Below are 20410 nucleotides of genomic sequence, written 5' to 3' on the forward strand. Positions count from 1 at the left end.
TCCTGTTTGCTCCCCATGCTTTCGTGCCTCAGCGTCAGTATTAGGCCAGATGGCTGCCTTCGCCATCGGTATTCCTCCAGATCTCTACGCATTTCACCGCTACACCTGGAATTCTACCATCCTCTCCTATACTCTAGCTTCCCAGTATCGAATGCAATTCCCAAGTTAAGCTCGGGGATTTCACATCCGACTTAAAAAGCCGCCTACGCACGCTTTACGCCCAGTAAATCCGATTAACGCTCGCACCCTCTGTATTACCGCGGCTGCTGGCACAGAGTTAGCCGGTGCTTATTCTGCGAGTAACGTCCACTATCCTTAGGTATTAACTAAGGTAGCCTCCTCCTCGCTTAAAGTGCTTTACAACCAAAAGGCCTTCTTCACACACGCGGCATGGCTGGATCAGGGTTCCCCCCATTGTCCAATATTCCCCACTGCTGCCTCCCGTAGGAGTCTGGGCCGTGTCTCAGTCCCAGTGTGGCGGATCATCCTCTCAGACCCGCTACAGATCGTCGCCTTGGTAGGCCTTTACCCCACCAACTAGCTAATCCGACTTAGGCTCATCTATTAGCGCAAGGCCCGAAGGTCCCCTGCTTTCCCCCGTAGGGCGTATGCGGTATTAGCATTCCTTTCGAAATGTTGTCCCCCACTAATAGGCAGATTCCTAAGCATTACTCACCCGTCCGCCGCTAGGTAAGGTAGCAAGCTACCTTTCCCCGCTCGACTTGCATGTGTTAAGCCTGCCGCCAGCGTTCAATCTGAGCCATGATCAAACTCTTCAGTTAAAAATCATTAGTAGCTTATGGCTACAAATCTTGGCTCATCAATTTTCTGACTTTAATTTCTCAAATAAACTTCGAGTAATTTCTACCATCAATCAATGAAAATAATTTCGATCGATCAACCGGTAAAAATCCACACAAGTTGTTCTTCATAATCTCTTAATGATCTTCTTGCTACTTCGTCAGCAGCAAGCTAGGTCGGCTATATTACTCTCTATCGAAAGAAAGTCAACAGGTTTTATTGATTATTTTTAAACTTATTCAAGATTTTCAGATTACACCCTTTAGGCTAAATCTTTGTTTCTAAACAAGTTTTAATCAACATCACCGCCGATGGATGTGCATTCTACAGCATTTCAGAACCGTTGCAATACCCTTTTCCATTTATTTTTAATTTTCCATTACGTTTGTTTATTTATTCTACTAAATTGAGTTTTTTTTACTATTTTTTGAGCATAAAAGGGACAATATTTCCATATTTGTCCGTTAATTTATCTTTTTCATTCTTTTCTTGCCATTTCAAAGCTCGACAATCGACATATTCACAGTATCCACCTTCCCCACACTCAATTTCGTCATTGATTTTGATTTGATAGTTAAAGCTTCCTGCATAACCTGCGCCGAGTCCAAATTTAAAATCCCCACGGCTCTGCGCTTGTACATGTATTTTCATTTTGTCATTTTGGTAAATCCATTCAAATTCACGTGGCAAATACATTTTTTGCAAATTGGGGGTTTTAACAACGGGATAAACGCGCATGACTTTAAAGAACACACCTTGGTCTGCCATGAACACTTGCTGCTGATTTAAATCTCTTAGATATAAACGCGAACTCAAAATATTGTTATAACGATCTCGCGTTTGCATAAAGATAATTTGACGCTGTCGGCTAAGGTTGATTACCTGATGGGTATAAAACGCTAAAGGTAAATATGGAAACTTGCGTATTTGTGCATAAGATAATACCGCCAACTGATTTACATCATACATCTGGCCCTGAAATTTGATTTGCCCTTCACATTGGCACATCACTGACCAATATTCAGCAAGACCCAATCTTAATTTAATTAAACACGAAGAAATATCGGTAGTTTGCACGGACAAATCTAAACTGAGTTCAGTATCTTCTCGATGGATTTGAAATACCGCACCATCCCAACCAATCAGTTCTTTGTCTCTAAATTTAAAGACGGTCTCACTCAGACTACAGTCGTCTTTGATGGAATATGATTGTAATTGCCCAACTATATGACCACTCACACTGGTCATTACTGTGGCTGTATTGAGTTCGTCTTGTTGAATGGACGCAGGATTTTGAAAAGCGGGAATCTGAGGCTGCCCGAGCCAACTCATAAAGTTAAGATAATGTAAGGGCGCAGGAAGATTCGGTAGACAAAGTCCATAATGGACTGAAGGATATGGCATATTCGGCGCATGTAGATTTATTTTTTTATGTTGTAAATCTGGAGCTTGATTCAGTCGTCTTGATTGATCCAAGAAATCTTGAAATATCTGCATATCAAGCTCCTTTTCATTTTTATTTCATGTTTTAACTCATGCTTCAGCCTTTTTTGCCATTAAGGTTGTGACAAAGCCAGACAATGCATAAATTACTGAAATAATTAAAATACCCATTGGAATATTATACGTTACAGCAGCTAAAACAAAGACTATGATTGGTAACACCGCAAATGGAACACGGCGACGATCCACCGTTTTAAATGAATAGTATTTTACATTTGAGATCATCAATAGACCCACTGCAATAATCACTACCGCATTAAAAATCTGAATACCTATTTCGCGTAAGTCGAAGACCGCAGGGATATCCATACCTACCCATACCAATGAAATAATCATAACGGCTGCGAGTGGACTTGCAACACCAATAAAGTAACGTTTATCGACGACCCCAATTTGTACGTTAAAACGTGCCAAACGGAAGGCTGCACATGCGGTGTAAACAAAACATGCTGCCAGGCCAATACGGCCTAAGTCATTTAGACTCCAGCTATACATTAAAATGGCAGGTGCAACACCAAATGCTAGCAAGTCTGATAAGGAGTCAAACTGTTCACCAAATGGACTTTGTGCGCCGATAGCACGTGCGACACGTCCATCCAAACCATCAAATAATGCTGCAAGAAAAATAGCATAAATGGCTTGTTGAAACTCACCATTCATACTGGCAATTATTGAATAAAAGCCGGATAACAACGCTGCAGTTGTAATCAAGTTTGGCCACAGATAGATCCCACGACGTTTCACTTTATGCCCTTCATGGGTATGCTCCTCTTCTTCAACTTCAAATGTAATGCCATCAAATGCATTTTCATCCTTTGAAGAAATTTCCCGCTCAGGTTTATTTGTATTTGTCATTGTTCGATCCTAACTGTGACCTTTCTTTTTCAAGTTTAAAATTATTCGCCAACCAACCAACGTACGGCTGCATGACCACCATTTTCATTCATACGAAGATGTGGGAACAACCATTGTAATGCTTCGTCCGCATCTTCAGAGAATTTCCAAGGTGGGTTAATCACCAATAAACCACAACCATTTAGACCGACTGGAGTGTCATCTGGCCATACACAAATTTCGCAAACCAACTGACGACGAATGCCGGTTTTGTACATTTTCTTTTCAAAACGTTCAATCATTGCGCGGTCTTTAATTGGATACCATACCGCAAAAACGCCTGTCGGCCATTTTTTATAAGCAGCCACCAACAATTCTACAAGCTGTGGAAAATCTTTACGTTCTAATTCGTAAGGCGGGTCAATCATGACCAAACCACGTTTTTCTTTTGGTGGAATTACACCCAGTAAACCTTCGTAAGCATCACGCTCATGCAAGCCTGCACGTTTATCAAAAATATTGTGGCGCAATTGTTGGAATACATCACGCTGCATTTCAAAAATCGTTGCTTTATCAGTTTCACGCATGCCTTCAAGTGCAAACCATGGAGAGCCTGGATAAGCACCTTTACCAAAGTTTTCACGCATTTTTTCAACAACTTTTAAATATTGTTGAACACCTTCAGGCGCATTGCGTTTAATCGAATCATCGAGCTTAACTAAACGATGAATACCATTTAAAAACTCACCTGATTTCTGTGCTTCAGAGGTCGAAAGATCATATTTACCCGCACCACCATGTGTATCTACATAGCGATAAGGTTTATCTTTTGCATTCAGTCGACTTAATAACTGAAGCAGCAAAACGTGCTTCATCACGTCGGCAAAGTTGCCTGCATGGAAATGGTGACGGTAATTCATGTTTCTTTAATTCCTGATATCAACGGACATTTTAGCATGAAAAATAGTTTCATTCCGATGCTATTCTTGCTCTAGAATACGTCACCTTTTTTTCCACAACTTTATGGTTCGTATATGGAAACAGCCTTTCTCCCAAAGTCTTGGCCGGTTGATCAAATCCTCGATGATTTAGATCAACACGGGTTTAGCATTATTGATGACGCTTATCCTGCTGAATATATACATGCACTTGTTGAAGAATGTATGTCAAATTTAAATAAATTTAGGGATGCAGCCGTACAAAATGGGGTCATCAGTAAAATTAGAAGTGATCATATTTTATGGATTAACGACACCTTAGATGTCGCACAAGAACACGTTCAAGCGTTAGAACATTTATCAGAACAATTTAATCGCGCATTTTTTTCTGGCATTCACGAAGTCGAAGCACATTTTGCCTGTTATAACGCAGGTGAATTTTATGCTCTGCATAAAGATAATCCTCAAGGCAAAAATGGACGTGTCATTTCAGCGGTTTATTATTTACATGAACATTGGCAAGCCGACTGGGGCGGTGAATTGCGCTTACAAGATAAGAATGATGTTTGGCATATTTTAGAACCTAAACCGAATCGCATTGCATTATTCCAAAGTGACCTATTACACGAGGTACTCGAAGCTAAACATCAACGTTTATCGATTACGGCTTGGCTACGTAATGACAACTCGATGTGGTAATTCGAGATTCCTCCTTTAAATCCCTTAAACTATCCTCATATATGAGTCATTCATAGATGAGGATGTACCCGATGCGTCAAAACAGTCATAAAATTATTCAACGTATTGGCGAAACCGATCAATTATTTCTACAAGGCAACAGCCCTGAACTTGCCCTTGAGCGTGCAGACTTACGCCTGCAATTGGTTAATTTAAGTAAGAACCATCAAGAACAAGTGTATTTTCTGCAAGAAGCCATTGTTCTACTTGAGCAAAGCCGGATTGAATTTGAAGAAATGCCGATTGAGCTATACATCAATTTGTCTGTGCATTTAGCCAAAGCCTATATGGTATTTTTTGAAATCACCAAAGAGCAGCGCTATGCCCTGATTACCCAGCAGATTATGAAACCGATGTCCAAAGCTGAACATGGCGACATCTACTTCTATTTGGCCTATGCCTCTGCAGTAAAACAAGAACCTGCGTTAACCCGCCACTGGTTATATAAATACAGCAAATCTCAAGAATTCAAACTGACCACATTACTTGAGCATCCTGCATTTAATCCTTATCGCCAAGAAGAGTGGTTTGCAGAATTACGCCAAAGTAAACTGCACTAAATAAAAAACACCTCCGAAGAGGTGTTTTTTATTTGTAGAGAAATGAAATCTATGCCAGCTGCAGCTTATATGCATCCATATGTAACTGTTGATTCAGCTCATCAATCCAAATAGCCCAATCATCATCTTGTACTAAATGACTGATTAGAAAATCACGCTGCGCTTTATTCCAAAACGGCGCATCATGTAAATTTTCACTTGCGGCAAGCTGATGCGTACGTACGTATAACTCGATCGCAGCTGGACTGCTGGCTAACCCCAATTGAGAAAACAATAAAGCTAAGGATGGTTTATTTTGATTGAGCATCTCGCCCTCCTTATCAACTAATCTGTCATTTATTATTTAATTAACTTATATGATGAAGCTAAAAAAACCTAGCGATAAAACTAGGTTTGTTGTTTCAAATTGTATTTAGATTTTGCATGATCCGGAAAGCTTATGTTCTGTATGCAATTGTTCATTTAAAATATCGACCACTATGGCCCAGTCATCATCTTTTTTCCAATGACTGATAATAAAGTCACGCTGTGACTTCGTCCAAAATGGCGCTTCATGCAATGGAACATCCATGGTGATTTGATGCGTTTCGATAAATTGATCGATGCCTTCCGGAGTTGCATCCAACCCCAATTGTTCAAAAAATAGTTCCAACGTTGGTTGTTGATCAAACATTGCCGTTCTCCTCAAACTAATAACATTTCTCCCATCTTTATAGTTATCTGTTTATTTGACTTTGTCAGTTGCAACAGCATCTCAACGTGTTATTTTTTGTTCAAAACTTAAGCGTGATATTTTTCGCAGGCCATAAAAAAGCACCCCAAATGGAGTGCCTTTTTTTATAATTTAATTTAAAAAATTAAATTATTTAACCATGTCAGCAACTGCTGCACGTTCTTCTTCAAGCTCGTTTAGAGTGAAGTTGATACGTTCACGGCTGAATTCGTCGATTTCAAGACCTTGAACGATTTTGTATTCGCCGTTTTCGCAAGTTACAGGGAAACCGAACATTACGCCTTCAGGAATACCGTAAGAACCGTCAGAAGGGATACCCATCGTTACCCATTCGCCGTTTGTGCCAAGCGCCCAATCACGCATATGGTCGATTGCAGCGTTTGCAGCAGAAGCAGCAGAAGAAAGACCACGCGCTTCGATGATCGCAGCACCACGTTTACCAACAGTTGGAAGGAATACGTCTTTGTTCCAAGCAGCATCGTTGATTTTGTCTTTTAAGCTTTCGCCGTTTACATTTGCAAAACGGTAGTCAGCATACATTGTTGGAGAGTGGTTACCCCAAACTGTCATGTTTTCGATGTCAGAAACTGCAACACCCGCTTTTTGAGCAAGTTGAGTTAACGCACGGTTGTGGTCAAGACGTAACATAGCTGTGAAGTTTTTCGCTGGAAGATCTGGAGCAGATTTCATTGCAATGTAAGCGTTAGTGTTTGCAGGGTTACCTACAACAAGAACTTTAACGTCACGGCTAGCAACTTCGTTAAGCGCTTGACCTTGACCGATGAAGATTTCACCGTTTACTTTAAGAAGGTCAGCACGTTCCATACCAGGACCACGTGGACGTGAACCTACAAGAAGAGCGTAGTCAGCATCTTTGAATGCAACTTTAGGATCATCAGTACCGATCATACCTTCTAAAAGAGGGAATGCGCAGTCATCAAGTTCCATCATTACGCCTTTAAGCGCTTGTTGAGCTTTCTCAACTGGAATTTCTAATAATTGAAGGATAACTGGTTGGTCTTTACCCAACATTTCACCGCTTGCGATACGGAATAATAAGCTATAACCGATTTGACCAGCTGCGCCAGTAACGGCAACACGAACTGCTTGCTTCATGTAATTATCTCCAATTGAGGAAGGTCATAATGATTAAATAGCTGTTCTATCTAATCTTAATAATCATAAACGGCAAAGATTGTACTCCAATCTTTTGACGCTTGCATGTAAAAGAGAATGCTTTTCAACAAAAGTATGATAGGAAATATAAATAAAATGCCGAAAAAAGCTTAGAAAGAACCTTTAATTATGAAAGTTGCAGGACAATTTCCGACGATAGTCGCAGGGCAACTTTTGTACTGACCATTGTTTTTATAGCAAATTTTAATCTCAGTCAGCAGACTACCACCACGGGTTTGCATACAGTTAAATTCAATACTTTGTGATACCAATCCGCTGTTCATACGCAACATTTTATTACGCAAGACATTGGCTTGAATGGATTGGGTTTCTTGACTGGTCAATTCATCTGGAATTTTTAGCTTATCTGCATGATTAATAATGGTTCTGAAATACTGGCTAGCATTCATTGGGACACAGCCGCCGGTATTGTGCCAAAGCGCCACGCGAGCATTTTCATCAGGCATAATCCGTGCAACCACTTTCGCTTGCAACGGAGAAAGTTTAGCTGAACTATTGGTCGTGCAATCACGTGTAGAGGTTTCTGGATATAGACCCGTGATATTGAGTGAATACCCTTCCAGACATTTACGTTTTTTACTTTTTAATGGGTCATAGGCGCAAACAGCAGGCACCATTTGCACATCCATCACATACCCTTTTACAACCGGTGCAGCCGAAAGCATAGACATACCAAAGCCTGCACCACTGCCGATGAGCAGTGATGTCAGTATTCGATAAGCAGGTCTAATGTCCATTTTCGGCATTCATCATTTACCCATATTGCGCCTAAAAACAGGCGCATCTTGCTTTAAAATTTATTGCGCATTCCGTAATGGAATCATTTGCATTCTTTTTTCAATCGATTGTGGCCCCTGACCTAATAAAAGGCCGTAATGGGTTGCATTGGTCATCACATGTTTTACATAGTCTCGCGTTTCCGTTAATGGAATCGATTCTGTATATTGGTCCGCTGCAATCGCTTGATATTCAGGCTGCCAGCGTCGAGCACGATTTGGACCCGCATTGTAACCTGCGGTCGCTAAGACTGGACTATTACTCAATTGACGTTGAATCATCGATAAATAGAAAGTGCCATAACGAATATTGGTATTCATATCCGTTAATGCAGCGGGGTTATAACTCTCCCCCATCTGACGAGCCACCAATTTTGCGGTGTCTGGCATAATTTGCATTAAACCACCGGCACCGACATGTGAACGTGCGCTAGTGACAAACCGACTTTCTTGACGCATCAAACCATAAGCCCATGCAGGGTCAATGCCGGCATTACGACTATGACTCACCACATAATTTTGATGCGGCATAGCATAACGTAAAGCATAATTGTGCTGTTTAGTGGTTCGATCTGCCGCATAAATCGCCCGATCATACCACCCCATATCGGTTGCACGTTTAGCTGCGGCAAGAATCATGCCATCATCATGCTTTAAATAGGCTTGACGCACTGCCCAGTTCCATTCACGGTTAATATAGCTGTCAGATGCATTAATATTGCGCAATGCAAAGGCACGACGGAAGTGAATATCCTGACTGAGACGCTGCGCATCTTGTGACGAAGGCTGCACATTTGACGGAATATTGTTATAAGACTGACCAATTTTGTCACGTGCTAACAAATTATGGTAATCATCGCCAACGGCAAGCTTACGATAAATGTCTTGTGCCGCACGTTTAGATGAGGCATCGCCACGTTGTTCAGAGGCACGTGCTAACCAATATTGCCAACGATCTTCTTGCTTTTGCGAAACGCTCATCGCATCAATTGCACGAATGACACTTTCCCATGCGCCAAAACGAATGGCTTGTCGCGCATAAATCTCGGCTTCTTCTGCACTAAAAGGCAGTCCATAACTCAAATCAAGATAATTTAGAACTTCACGGTTGAAATTATTTTTCATTACCGTTGTACCACCGATATACCCGACACTACGGTATAGGGCTTTTTGTACATCGGCTGGTGTGCCTTCTGCTGCACGTTTCACCGAAGAAATCGCGCCATTTAAGTCGCTATCGGCCAAGCGACCCATCGCATAAATCAGGTATGCATGATCTTCAGCTGTGGCTTTGGGTGCAGACCATAAATAATTCAGTGGATTGGCTTGAATGGTGTTGAGTTGTGACAAATTAATATTTACGCCAATGGTTTGCGCAGTCGCAATCGCTTGTCCTGACTGACCCGCTCTTAACTGTCCCCACATCCGTTGATGGCGGTCATCTTGAGTCATTAAAGGACTCGACAGCATCATACGGCCCAAGCCCGTACACGAGTCAGGTTGTGAGTTTGTGGTCAACCATACATCTTTAAATTCTGCGTAAACCAGAGGGTCGCCCGACTTTGCGCGGACTTGAGCCATGGCACATGTTTCAGCACGGTCAGCATTAGTCACATATTGCAAGACAGGCTGTGCTGTAGCGAAATCAGCTTGTTTGACTTTTTCTTCAACATAATCTGCGGCTAATTTTTCTGCCATTGCCGAGTTTGGATAGCGCTGTGCAAAATTAATAATGGCACTTGCAGGTTGTGAAGCCAAATTATTATTCAGTAACCAATATTCTGGATAATAGCCCAAAACGTCATTTTGCATGGATGATTGGTATTGTTGTAATAAACTAATATTGCCTGCATTCGCAGCACGTAAAGCATCCTTAAACTGCTCATCTGCGGCTTGGGCAAACGCAGAAATTCCGGAGAGCCCGACACTCAAAGCAAGTAATTTAGCGTAATTTTTCTGTTTAAAATTATGTTTTAACATCCACTTGCCTTCTTTCATGTCATTCTGCTCAGTTACAGCACATCGAACTTTGTTTAGGAATTAGTTTAATAATTCTAAACTCTGCATTGTGTTCTGTTATGTAACCTTATGATTAGCCAATATTAATTTTCAAACATTTTTACTTCATAAATCAATATGGCAGAGTTGTCATTTTAGGCTGTAAGTTTCTAGTGAATTACTGCTAAAATATTGCCCATTCTTAAAATCCCCTTTTTGACCTCCGCAGCTGCACAATTCAATTGATTGAATTGTCTGTCAGCCACGTATGGTTATTGATTTTCATAAAATTCCTTTAGGAGCCTACATGACGGTTCAAACCTTCATCCCCAATAGTGCCCAAGCTGCCCCAGATAACACTGTTACCCAGCCACAGCACACCCCAGCTCAAGATGGAGCAGTGAAAAAACTGTACATCGAAACGCAAGGGTGTCAGATGAATGAGTATGACAGTCAACGTATGGGCGACCTTTTAGGTGATTCTCACGGCTATGTGCTGACAAGCGATCCAAAAGAAGCGGATATTCTCCTGATGAATACCTGCTCTATCCGTGAAAAAGCACAAGAAAAAGTATTTTCTGAGTTAGGCCGCTGGCGCAAGCTGAAAGAAAAAAATCCTGACTTGGTGATTGGTGTTGGTGGCTGTGTTGCTTCTCAGGAAGGTGACAACATTCAAAAACGCGCACCGTATGTAGATATGGTGTTTGGTCCACAAACCTTACACCGTTTACCGCAAATGCTGGATCAACATACTGAGCAAGTGGTCAAACCAAAAAAAGAAAAAATTCAGTTGGTGGATATTTCATTCCCTGATATTGAAAAATTCGACTTTTTACCTGAACCGCGTGTAGAAGGGTTTAAAGCCTTTGTTTCTATCATGGAAGGCTGTTCTAAATACTGTTCATTCTGCGTAGTTCCTTATACTCGTGGTGAAGAGGTTTCTCGCCCACTCGATGACGTATTGGCTGAAATTGCCACTTTAGCTGAAAAAGGCGTACGTGAAATTTCATTACTCGGCCAAAACGTGAATGGCTACCGTGGTGAAACTTTTGAAGGGGAAATCTGTACCTTTGCAGACTTATTACGTTTAGTTGCTGAGATTCCAGGGATTGGTCGTATTCGTTACACCACATCGCACCCGCTTGAATTTAACGATGACTTGATTCAATGCTACCGTGACTTACCGCAAATGGTTTCTCACTTGCATCTACCAGTTCAAAGTGGTTCAAACGACGTGCTACAAGCCATGAAACGTAACCACACGATTGATGTTTATATCGATAAGATTGCAAAATTACGTCAAGTTCGCCCTGATATGCATTTATCTAGCGACTTTATTATTGGCTTCCCAGGTGAAACTAACGAGAACTTCGAAGAAACTTATCAATTTATCCAAGATATGGACTTCGATCATTCATACAGTTTCATCTACTCAAAACGTCCAGGTACTCCTGCTTCAGAACTTGAAGACACCACCCCTGAAGATGTGAAAAAAGAACGTCTTGCCAAAGTTCAACAATGGATTAAACAATCGAGTATTGATAAAACTGATGCCATGCTAGGCACCATTCAACGTGTCTTGGTTGAGTCTGTTTCTGACAAAGATCCGAACTTGCTGATTGGTACTGCAGACAATACACGTTTGGTCAGCTTCATTGGTGATCCTGCATGGGTTGGGCGTTTTGCAGAGATTGAAGTGACCGATATTAAAACTTTGAAGTTTGTTTATGGTGAACTCTTGAATCTTGAGCCTGACGTGGCGTAATGTAAGCTTAATCGTCAGACCAATTTAAAGGAATTCTCTTGACTGCAGCGATTCGACGTACTGTAACTTTTGCTGGTATTCCACTTGACCGTTTACAAAGCATGCTCGGTGCCTATAACGGTCATCTCAAACAAATTGAACAACGTTTAGATGTCAAAATTTCTCATCGCGCAGATGCTTTTTTTGTCGATGGGGAAATCGATGCGGTTGAGAGAGCCGAAAGCCTCCTTCACCGTCTTTATGAAGAGTCCGAAACCAATCCACAGATTAGTGCTGATATCTTACACATGATGATTCAAGGCAGTCAGACCGACCGCGAAATTCAGGAAGATTTTTCTGAAAATGAGCACACCGGTTTAGATAATGTTTATCTACAAACTCGTAAAGGTCGGATCAACCCACGTGGCGCCAATCAAAAACGCTACGTGCAACGTATTTTACAAAGTGATATTTCTTTCGGTATTGGCCCAGCGGGTACAGGTAAAACTTATCTCGCGGTCGCCGCTGCTGTAGATATGCTAGAACGCAACGAAATTCAACGCATTTTATTGGTTCGCCCTGCGGTTGAAGCCGGTGAAAAACTGGGGTTTTTACCCGGTGATTTGAGCCAAAAAATTGACCCTTACTTACGTCCGCTATACGACGCTTTGTATGAAATGCTCGGTTTTGAAAAAGTCGCAAAACTGATAGAACGTCAAGTGATTGAAGTTGCTCCTCTGGCCTACATGCGTGGTCGTACCCTAAATCATTCCTTTGTGATTTTAGATGAAGCACAGAACACCACCCCTGAACAAATGAAAATGTTCCTCACCCGTTTAGGTTTTGGTTCTCGTGCGGTAATCACTGGCGACATTACACAGGTCGATTTACCTCGCGGTCAACAATCTGGTTTGGCACATGCCTTACGTGTGATTGAAAAAATCAAAGAAATTCATATTACTCGCTTCCACTCTCGTGACGTGGTACGTCATCAATTGGTTCAAAAAATTGTTGAAGCCTATGAGGGATGGGACAGCGAACAACATCGCCTCACGGCTGAACAACGTGCAGAACGTAAAGCACGTCAGGAGGCCTTGGTGGCGGACAATGATGCTAAAGCTGATGGGCAGCATCAAGACGAAAACATTTAAGGATTCATTTTGAAACTTAATCTCTCCTTGCAGCAAAATTTTCAGTCACCTGAATTGGTGGTGAAACGTGCGCATATCAAAAAAGTCGTGGAAACGGCTTTACGTCATATCGATACACAAAGTGATTGTGAGATCGGTATTGCATGTGTGGACAATGACGAAAGCCACAAATTGAACTTGGAATATCGTGGTAAAGACAAACCGACCAATGTGTTGTCTTTTCCGAGCGATCTCCCGGATGAAATGGCGGCAGTTTTAGACTCATTTCCGATTGGCGACTTGGTGATTTGTATTCCTGTAGTTCTTCGAGAAGCACAAGAACAAAGCAAAGCACCCCTGACCCACTTTACGCATATGCTGGTACACGGTACGTTGCACCTGATGGGCTATGACCATGAAACCTCTGATGAAGATGCTGAAGAAATGGAAGCGTTGGAAATTGAGATTTTAGCCAAATTGGGGTTTGATAACCCTTATCTGGAAAGAGATTAAGAACCAAAAAAGCGAGCTACGGCTCGCTTTTTTTATCGTCATAAAAACCAAGGAAGGAAAGATATGCAATATGTCGTGATTTTTAAAGCACGCATTCGTACGCTTGATGAATTGTATTTTTCGACTGCACAGCAGCTTAGAGACAAAGCCTTGACACACTTTAACTGTCAACATTTTGAAGCGCTAACAGAGGCTGAGCATGAAATCGCCCTTTCCTACTGGAATACCTTAGAAGACATTCGAGCTTGGCAGCAAGATGCACAACATCTGGTGGCGCAGCAATTGGGGAAAAACCAATGGTATGCAAGTTTTAGCGTCGAAATCTGCGAAGTTTTGCGACGCTATCACAACTGAATTTTAACGAACCTCAAACTCTGCTTCTGCAGGATCGAAGCGCCAAGTCCGCACAATACGAAGTTCTGAGATGTCTTTCATTTTGGCATCAAACAAACCAAAAGGTGCCGCCTTACGCACAGAGGTTTTTGCAGCTTCGTCCAATAAGCTTGAACCTGAACTTTCGATCAAACGAATGGCACGAATCCCGCCATTACTGTTCAAAATAACCATTAAGCGTACTTCACCTCGTAGCTGCTGCTGTTTTGCCGCTTCAGGATAGTAACGGTTACCGTAAAACTCGACTTTTTCACGAAACTTTTCCATATAGGCCGCAGAAACATCTTGCTTGGCTTGAATACCATCTATGGTTTTAATTTTTTGCTGACGGCTAAAGTTTTGCTGACGTTGTAAATATTGAGCTTCGATACTCGCCACCATCGCAGCCTTGGCCTGAAACTGACTATTCAACTCCTCAACAGCTTTTTTGCGACTGTTTTCTTCCGCTTGTTTTTGCCAACTCAAAGTTGTCATCAACACTTTATCTTCAAAACTGAGCTCTTTTTTTTGTTGCAGTTGCTCTAAAGCTTCACTTTTTTGCTCACCGGCTTTTTGTTCGATCATCGGTGCAGGCATGTCACTCGACATCCGATGTGACTCACGGAATGTCCCCGAGCCCTGCTGATCGGCTTGCGCTAAAAAGTCCGCATGTTCAATTTTTTCCGTCGTAGGACGTAAAGAAACTGCAATTTCTTTGGTGTTATAATCCGCCTCTTGGGGCATGGTAAATTGCATGGTTAAAAAAGCCAAATGCAACACAGCAGCAAACGCCAATGCAGTTGCAAATATGGGATCTTTCCACCACTCTTTCATCAAGGGCATGAACGTTATTTTTTTCAGCATCACATTAAACCGACAATTTGCCGCATTCCCCAAACTGCTTAAAACAGTATAAAATAAAACTCGTATTCATTTTTTGATGAAAACGAGAAATCCATCAACACATCGATAATGCACAATTAAAATCATGAAAATGGTGCAATTTATTTTGCTAAACTGCAAGATCAAAACCTTGTGTTTTTATAGAAATCGACAAGATAAACATCGTTAAAAAACATAATTTGTCAGGATGCACTTCTTATGCAAACGCTAGTTTCCAATATCGCTAAACGTATACGCCAAGTGTACCAAAAAGCTGAAGGATTTATTGAAGATGAGCGTGAATTCCCAATGTCTCAAGTGTTTTTAAATGCGACATTTCAGCGCTTTGTCACCGATAATGTGAAAATGCTCAAAGACTTGCATGCTGACCTGCATGATGACTGGCTTCGACTGTATGCCACATTGGATTATAACGGGCTGATCATAACACTCTCTGTTGATTTAAAACTGGTACAAATGGAACTCAACAAACAAACCCAATTGATCGTATTTGAACAAATTAGTGATACACAAGTGATTGAAGCAAAGTATCCAAATGTTCTGTATAAGATGGGCGTGCGCATGGCGTTATGGTTCTATCAAAAAGTACTCAACCAAGATCCATTGGGTATGATTTTGGAAAAGCTCAATGTGATCAAAGTTAAAGATGATTTACTGTATTTAGACCTGAATCGCTGGCTCGGTAAAAGTCGATCGATTATCGACACACTGGGCAAAGTCCATGTCAACCATGCTGTTTTACGTGAGGCCGAATTGGTGGTGATTGGTAATGTTAATTTAACAGCATTGTTCACCAAAATGTCGCAAGAACGGATGGAAGACTGGGATGATTCAAATTTAAAAGACGATGAAGTCACGCCTATAAAGCAAAAGGAAAGCTAGACTTATCCTGTACTTAGGCATCTTGAACCTATAAAAACGCTACACAATATATACATTAGGCACGGATTTGTGACGTGATTCTCCACAATCCAGCCGCATAATAAACATATCAGGTGGTTTAGCCCACCGCACTTCTATTGAATAGGAAAACCATACTTATGGCACATTCAGTTTTGAAAAATTTAGGTCTTGTTGCTGGGGTATCGACTACACTGCTTTTGACTGGTTTCTCAAGTCAGTCATTTGCCATGAGTCCATTCCAAGCAAGCTACCAGTTTAATTACAACGGCAAAAACTTGGGTTCTGCAACACGTACCCTAAAACAATCTGGGAATAACTGGACGTATGTTTTCGCAGCAAAAGCTGGTGCGATGGCCTCTGCAACTGAAACCAGTCGTTTTAGTTTAAATGGCAGCCAAATTCACTCGAACAGCTTTAGCCGCAGCAGCAAAATTTTGGTGCACAACAACACCATGAATATTAATTTTAATGCTGGCGCAAAAACCATTAATACCAAAAAAGATGATAAAGCGCGTTCATTTGCGTGGAAATCAGGTGTGTTAGATGAACTCAATGCTGAATTGCAAATTCGTGAAGATTTAAAAAATGGTGGTTTGAAATCGAATTACTACATTGCCGATGCCAAAGAGGTTGAAGCTCGTAAGTTCGTGAAACAAGGCACTGAAAAAGTGAAAACCACTTATGGAACTTTTGACACCGTGAAAGTCGTGATGCGTCATGATAAACCAGGCCGTCAAACGACTTTCTGGTTAGCACCAAAACTAGATTACCTACCTGTCAAAGTTTCCCACCAAGACAATAAAACCTCTTACGGTTTATTGTTAACGGGCTATAAAGGTGCAACAAATTAATTGATTTGATCAATTTCGCTTGCATTTTTCACGGTGCTTTTTAAAATACGCTTTTGCTTTAAAAAGCACCTGCCCCTCGAGGATTCTCCCGTGCACGCTCTGGAACAGAAAATCTTAGCTGAAGGTATCGTTCTCTCTGAAGAAGTTCTGAAAGTCGATTCTTTCCTGAACCACCAAATTGACCCTGTGATGATGCAGCAAATTGGTCAAGAATTTGCCCGTCTTTTTAAAGATGCTAGCATCACAAAAATCATTACGATTGAAGCATCAGGTATTGCACCTGCAGTAATGGCTGGTCTTGAACTTGGTGTTCCTGTGATTTTTGCACGTAAATATCAATCTTTAACCTTAAAAGATGATTTGTATCGCTCAAAAGTGTTTTCTTTTACGAAACAAACTGAAAGCACTATCGCGATTTCTAAAAAGCACATCAATGCTGAAGATAAAGTTTTAGTGATTGATGACTTCTTGGCCAATGGTCAAGCGGCTTTAGGTCTTGCAGATCTTATTCATCAAGCAAGTGCTGAAGTATTGGGTATCGGTATCGTGATTGAAAAATCATTCCAACCTGGTCGTGATATTTTGCTTGAAAAAGGCTATCGCGTTGAATCATTGGCACGTGTGAAATCACTGGCGAATGGTACAGTTGAATTTGTTCGTGACTAAGTTTGCGTTCAAAAGAAAAAAAGAACACATCAGGTGTTCTTTTTTTTGCTAAAAACTTACGATTAAGGTGACGTAGAGCGTACTTTTTAACACCTTGGTTACAAGCAGACAAAACATCTGTGCGCAAAACTCGATAAAATTCAGGAAAATCGTTGCATTTGATCAAATGGGTCAACTACTCATCTGTCAAATTACATTATGCTGCACCATAAATTCGGCCACTTTATTTTTTAAGGCTACGGAAAGTTATGAATACAGAAGATCAAAACATGGAACCGACAGTTAAATGTCCAAGATGTGGATCAACCCATATTGAAAAGCGTAACCATGAACAAAACTTACAAAAAATTGGTGGGGTTTTACTCAGTGGTGCAGGAACTGCTGCAGGGACTGTCGGTGGTGCGGCATCTGGCGCATCTATTGGTGCTGCGATTGGTGGTGTGACTGCAGGCCCACTTGGCGTGATTATGGGCGGAACCATCGGTACTTTTGTTGGTGCAATTAGCGTCGGCATTACAGGCGGTTTTCTAGGACACCGTTTTGGTAAAAAAGCCGGCGTGATCGTCGATCAAAATATTTTTCTCGACTACCAATGTTTAGACTGCAAACAGCGCTTTGAAGTTGAGCAACAGCCTGAAGACGCTGCAAAGACTTCGGATCAAGACTAAATTGGATATAAAAAAAGAGCGCATCAGCGCTCTTTTTTTATAGGTTATTGTTTTTCTAATATGTATTTCTAGTCTATTGAAATGCTATTCGAAAACCATGGCGAATCAATTATTTTGAAGCATCAGTTAAAGATTTTGATTCTGCTTTGACTTGATCTTGTTTCGCCAAAAATTCTTTTTCTTCAGCTTTTTTCTCTTGCGGGAAATCCATACTGTATAAACTGGCATTGCCGTACACAAGGAAGATGCAGCCAATACGGAACACAGGAAAGTCATTAGAAAATTAACAATAGACATCACACCCCCTAAAGAAGAAATTTAAATACAAATCATGTAATCAAAAAATAAAAATAACGCGCCCAACGAGACAGCAATATTCGACTCAAGGCCATCACTGAGCAGGCTGTATTTAAAAAATTTCAATATATTGTTGATATTATTTATTTTTAATATTTCAGGAATAGTTCGACAGATTTATTTTTATATTTTGGGCGGTATACAACGTCATAAATAAAAAGACGTCACACGTAAATAAAGCAAGAAAAGTGCAATATTTAAACCTTTTCTTGCCCGTTCGCTACAAAGTTAGCGCAACTTCCTAGAGCAAGTAAGTATCAAATCAACTTTTTGACGACTTCGCCTAGGCGTTTACCCAGCTCTTCACACAAGTTACGCTCATCTTGACTCAATGACTGATCATGGCGTGGACCACTGACATGGCTTGCACCATAAGGTGTACCACCCGTTTTGGTATTCGATAATGCAGGATGGGCATTAGTTAAACCCATAACCATCATTCCGTGATGAAACAAAGGCGGCAGCATGGTCAGCAAAGTACTTTCCTGTCCCCCATGCATTGAACCTGAACTGGTAAACACACAGGCAGGTTTGCCATGTAATGCGCCATTGAGCCAAAGCGCTGTGGTTTGATCCCAGAAATATTTCATTTCCGACGCCATATTACCAAAACGTGTTGGCGAACCAAGGGCTAAACCTGAGCAATGCGCTAAGTCATCTAAGCTACAGTAAATATCGCCTTCGGCAGGAATACTGGGCTGCACGTCAGTCACCACAGTAGATAAATTTGGAACGGTTCGTATTTTTACTGCCATTCCAGACGCTTCAATTCCATTGGCAATTAAATGTGCCATCTCACGTGTTGAACCATATTTGCTGTAATACAACACCAGTACATAAGCTTGCGTCATTTTTATAAATTCAATGAAAAAAGAAAACTATACGGTATTTTTCCTATTTTTTGGTTAAGCTAAGTGATGAAAATTGCATAAACATGACTAAAATAACTCGAGACTTGAACGAATGATCGAAGCATTTTTAAAAAAACTTCCCTTTTACGACAAGAAATGGTTTCAGTTTGTTTTATTTGTCATTCGACGTTTTGAAGCCGATCGCTGCCGTGAACAAGCAGGATCATTAACCTATACCACCTTGTTTGCAGTGGTACCCATGTTGACCGTATTCTTGGTCATCATCTCCTCAATTAAAGCTTTAGAACCTGCTCGTCAACAGCTTCAACAATTGATTTATAGTAATTTCCTACCGAAAACGACAATTGCTTTTGATAAAGCACTGAATGCATTCACCGATAAATCCAGTAACCTGACCGTGATAGGTGTGCTGTTTTTATTCATTACCACAGTTATGATGCTGACCAGCATTGAGACAGTATTTAACCGAATTTGGCGGGTGCGTGAGACACGTGGCGGCATTATTGGCTTTATGCGCTATTGGACTATTATCTCATTAGGCCCAATCTTACTGGGTAGCGCATTTGTTGTGTCATCTACCTTGGCCTCTATGAATGTCCTCAGCAATAATTTTGCCGGCTATGAACTGGATGGGGCTTTTCTGCTGTGGATCTTGTCTTTTTCATTGACCATTTTAGGTTTTTTCATTCTGTATTGGACGATTCCCAACCGCAGTGTGCCGATTAAGGCGGCGCTGATCGCGGGTGTCTTTAGTGCCGTGGTATTTGAATTACTCAAAAACCTCTTTGGTTTTGTCATGTCAAATTTCACCAGTTATCAAATCGTTTACGGTGCTTTTGCTGCAGTGCCAATTTTCCTGCTTTGGATATTCCTTTCATGGAATATCGTACTGATTGGGGTAGAAATTAGTTATGCACTGACAGCTTTCAATTCGGGCAACGACCAAAAACGTCATCCTGTTATTATGTTGATGGATTTGCTTGAATTATTTTATAAAAAGCAAAAACTCGGTCAGAGCGTGACAGAAAAAGAAGCGCTTGAGGTTTTAGGGCGTGATGAAATCGGCCGCCTGCCAAGCTATATTTTATTGTTTGAAGAGCAACACCTGATTAAACGTACAGATGATGATCATTATGTTTTAGTTCGTAATTTAACCCAAGTGGACTTTTGGAGTTTTTACAGTAAGCTGCCCTATCCGCTCCCTAAACGGCAAGATTTAGGTCGCGTCGATCCAGATGATGTTTGGATGGAAAAAATTGGGCCGCAACTGGTCGAATCGGATGATTATCTCGCGGCCAAACTCTCGATACCGCTTGCGACTATTTTTGAAGAAAAATAACCGTATAAATTGAA

The 20410-nt window shown here is 41.1% G+C and carries 22 protein-coding genes and 1 rRNA gene; 11 read left to right on the forward strand and 12 right to left on the reverse strand.

Annotated features, from left to right (window positions below; all coding sequences use genetic code 11):
- From FTV11_RS03600 to FTV11_RS03615, 4 genes are all read right to left on the reverse strand, one after another.
- Nucleotides 1–782 (reverse strand): 16S ribosomal RNA (locus FTV11_RS03600); the annotation flags it as partial.
- Nucleotides 783–1221: 439 nt separating this feature from the next.
- Entirely contained in the window at nucleotides 1222–2298 is a 1077-nt protein-coding gene (locus FTV11_RS03605) for a DUF6670 family protein (protein WP_180026035.1), read from the reverse strand.
- A gap of 36 nt (nucleotides 2299–2334) precedes the next feature.
- Nucleotides 2335–3159: a CDP-diacylglycerol--serine O-phosphatidyltransferase gene (pssA, locus tag FTV11_RS03610; protein ID WP_180010549.1), complete on the reverse strand. Its 825-nt coding sequence runs from the start codon at nucleotides 3157–3159 to the stop codon at nucleotides 2335–2337.
- A 41-nt stretch (nucleotides 3160–3200) separates the two neighbouring features.
- Entirely contained in the window at nucleotides 3201–4058 is an 858-nt protein-coding gene (locus tag FTV11_RS03615) for a 23S rRNA (adenine(2030)-N(6))-methyltransferase RlmJ (protein WP_078189232.1), read from the reverse strand.
- A 114-nt stretch (nucleotides 4059–4172) separates the two neighbouring features.
- Between FTV11_RS03615 and FTV11_RS03620 the strand changes: the two genes are divergently transcribed.
- Nucleotides 4173–4775: a 2OG-Fe(II) oxygenase gene (locus FTV11_RS03620; RefSeq protein WP_180026036.1), complete on the forward strand. Its 603-nt coding sequence runs from the start codon at nucleotides 4173–4175 to the stop codon at nucleotides 4773–4775.
- Nucleotides 4776–4846: 71 nt separating this feature from the next.
- On the forward strand, nucleotides 4847–5374 hold the full coding sequence (locus FTV11_RS03625) for a hypothetical protein (RefSeq protein ID WP_180073401.1): 528 nt from the start codon (nucleotides 4847–4849) through the stop codon (nucleotides 5372–5374).
- A 49-nt stretch (nucleotides 5375–5423) separates the two neighbouring features.
- Here the strand turns inward: FTV11_RS03625 and FTV11_RS03630 are convergent, their stop codons facing one another.
- The 5 genes from FTV11_RS03630 to FTV11_RS03650 all read right to left on the reverse strand — a co-directional run bounded on the left by FTV11_RS03630 (nucleotide 5424) and on the right by FTV11_RS03650 (nucleotide 10078).
- Nucleotides 5424–5681 (reverse strand): DUF2789 family protein, encoded by a 258-nt coding sequence (locus FTV11_RS03630; protein ID WP_180073402.1) that lies wholly within the window; start codon nucleotides 5679–5681, stop codon nucleotides 5424–5426.
- Nucleotides 5682–5786: 105 nt separating this feature from the next.
- Complete coding sequence (locus FTV11_RS03635) at nucleotides 5787–6047, reverse strand: DUF2789 family protein (RefSeq protein WP_180003486.1); 261 nt, start codon at nucleotides 6045–6047, stop codon at nucleotides 5787–5789.
- 189 nt (nucleotides 6048–6236) lie between these two features.
- Nucleotides 6237–7223 carry a malate dehydrogenase gene (locus FTV11_RS03640; protein ID WP_180073403.1) on the reverse strand — a complete coding sequence of 329 codons (987 nt, stop codon included), beginning with the start codon at nucleotides 7221–7223 and terminating at the stop codon, nucleotides 6237–6239.
- Nucleotides 7224–7393: 170 nt separating this feature from the next.
- Nucleotides 7394–7975: a ribonuclease I gene (locus FTV11_RS03645; RefSeq protein WP_257223169.1), complete on the reverse strand. Its 582-nt coding sequence runs from the start codon at nucleotides 7973–7975 to the stop codon at nucleotides 7394–7396.
- A 126-nt stretch (nucleotides 7976–8101) separates the two neighbouring features.
- The gene (locus FTV11_RS03650; RefSeq protein ID WP_180073405.1) at nucleotides 8102–10078 is read right to left on the reverse strand and encodes a lytic transglycosylase domain-containing protein; all 1977 of its coding nucleotides are present in this window, start codon (nucleotides 10076–10078) and stop codon (nucleotides 8102–8104) included.
- A gap of 307 nt (nucleotides 10079–10385) precedes the next feature.
- Between FTV11_RS03650 and miaB the strand changes: the two genes are divergently transcribed.
- The 4 genes from miaB to FTV11_RS03670 all read left to right on the forward strand — a co-directional run bounded on the left by miaB (nucleotide 10386) and on the right by FTV11_RS03670 (nucleotide 13819).
- Nucleotides 10386–11843: a tRNA (N6-isopentenyl adenosine(37)-C2)-methylthiotransferase MiaB gene (miaB, locus tag FTV11_RS03655; protein ID WP_180073406.1), complete on the forward strand. Its 1458-nt coding sequence runs from the start codon at nucleotides 10386–10388 to the stop codon at nucleotides 11841–11843.
- 38 nt (nucleotides 11844–11881) lie between these two features.
- Nucleotides 11882–12973 (forward strand): PhoH family protein, encoded by a 1092-nt coding sequence (locus tag FTV11_RS03660; protein WP_111885944.1) that lies wholly within the window; start codon nucleotides 11882–11884, stop codon nucleotides 12971–12973.
- A 9-nt stretch (nucleotides 12974–12982) separates the two neighbouring features.
- On the forward strand, nucleotides 12983–13465 hold the full coding sequence (ybeY, locus tag FTV11_RS03665; RefSeq protein ID WP_078192431.1) for an rRNA maturation RNase YbeY: 483 nt from the start codon (nucleotides 12983–12985) through the stop codon (nucleotides 13463–13465).
- Nucleotides 13466–13528: 63 nt separating this feature from the next.
- Complete coding sequence (locus tag FTV11_RS03670) at nucleotides 13529–13819, forward strand: antibiotic biosynthesis monooxygenase (RefSeq protein WP_180026041.1); 291 nt, start codon at nucleotides 13529–13531, stop codon at nucleotides 13817–13819.
- Between the two features lie 3 nt (nucleotides 13820–13822).
- Here the strand turns inward: FTV11_RS03670 and FTV11_RS03675 are convergent, their stop codons facing one another.
- Nucleotides 13823–14680 (reverse strand): energy transducer TonB, encoded by an 858-nt coding sequence (locus tag FTV11_RS03675; RefSeq protein WP_213033255.1) that lies wholly within the window; start codon nucleotides 14678–14680, stop codon nucleotides 13823–13825.
- A 258-nt stretch (nucleotides 14681–14938) separates the two neighbouring features.
- On the opposite strand from FTV11_RS03675, the gene FTV11_RS03680 reads away from it, so the two are divergent.
- From FTV11_RS03680 to FTV11_RS03695, 4 genes are all read left to right on the forward strand, one after another.
- The gene (locus FTV11_RS03680) at nucleotides 14939–15622 is read left to right on the forward strand and encodes a hypothetical protein (protein ID WP_111885941.1); all 684 of its coding nucleotides are present in this window, start codon (nucleotides 14939–14941) and stop codon (nucleotides 15620–15622) included.
- Nucleotides 15623–15780: 158 nt separating this feature from the next.
- Nucleotides 15781–16494: a DUF3108 domain-containing protein gene (locus tag FTV11_RS03685; protein WP_180010540.1), complete on the forward strand. Its 714-nt coding sequence runs from the start codon at nucleotides 15781–15783 to the stop codon at nucleotides 16492–16494.
- Nucleotides 16495–16584: 90 nt separating this feature from the next.
- The gene (locus FTV11_RS03690) at nucleotides 16585–17160 is read left to right on the forward strand and encodes a xanthine phosphoribosyltransferase (RefSeq protein WP_180010539.1); all 576 of its coding nucleotides are present in this window, start codon (nucleotides 16585–16587) and stop codon (nucleotides 17158–17160) included.
- A 269-nt stretch (nucleotides 17161–17429) separates the two neighbouring features.
- The gene (locus tag FTV11_RS03695) at nucleotides 17430–17828 is read left to right on the forward strand and encodes a hypothetical protein (protein ID WP_180026120.1); all 399 of its coding nucleotides are present in this window, start codon (nucleotides 17430–17432) and stop codon (nucleotides 17826–17828) included.
- A 109-nt stretch (nucleotides 17829–17937) separates the two neighbouring features.
- Here FTV11_RS03695 and FTV11_RS03700 read toward each other — a convergent pair whose 3' ends face one another.
- Nucleotides 17938–18093, reverse strand: coding sequence for a hypothetical protein (locus tag FTV11_RS03700; RefSeq protein ID WP_180026042.1), 156 nt, complete (start codon nucleotides 18091–18093; stop codon nucleotides 17938–17940).
- A 349-nt stretch (nucleotides 18094–18442) separates the two neighbouring features.
- Nucleotides 18443–19036 (reverse strand): NAD(P)H:quinone oxidoreductase, encoded by a 594-nt coding sequence (wrbA, locus tag FTV11_RS03705; RefSeq protein ID WP_180026043.1) that lies wholly within the window; start codon nucleotides 19034–19036, stop codon nucleotides 18443–18445.
- Between the two features lie 112 nt (nucleotides 19037–19148).
- Between wrbA and FTV11_RS03710 the strand changes: the two genes are divergently transcribed.
- Nucleotides 19149–20396 (forward strand): YihY family inner membrane protein, encoded by a 1248-nt coding sequence (locus tag FTV11_RS03710; protein ID WP_078192438.1) that lies wholly within the window; start codon nucleotides 19149–19151, stop codon nucleotides 20394–20396.
- The last annotated feature ends 14 nt before the right edge of the window (nucleotides 20397–20410 follow it).

Source organism: Acinetobacter sp. YH12231 (genome assembly GCF_013417755.1).
GTDB lineage: Bacteria > Pseudomonadota > Gammaproteobacteria > Pseudomonadales > Moraxellaceae > Acinetobacter > Acinetobacter amyesii.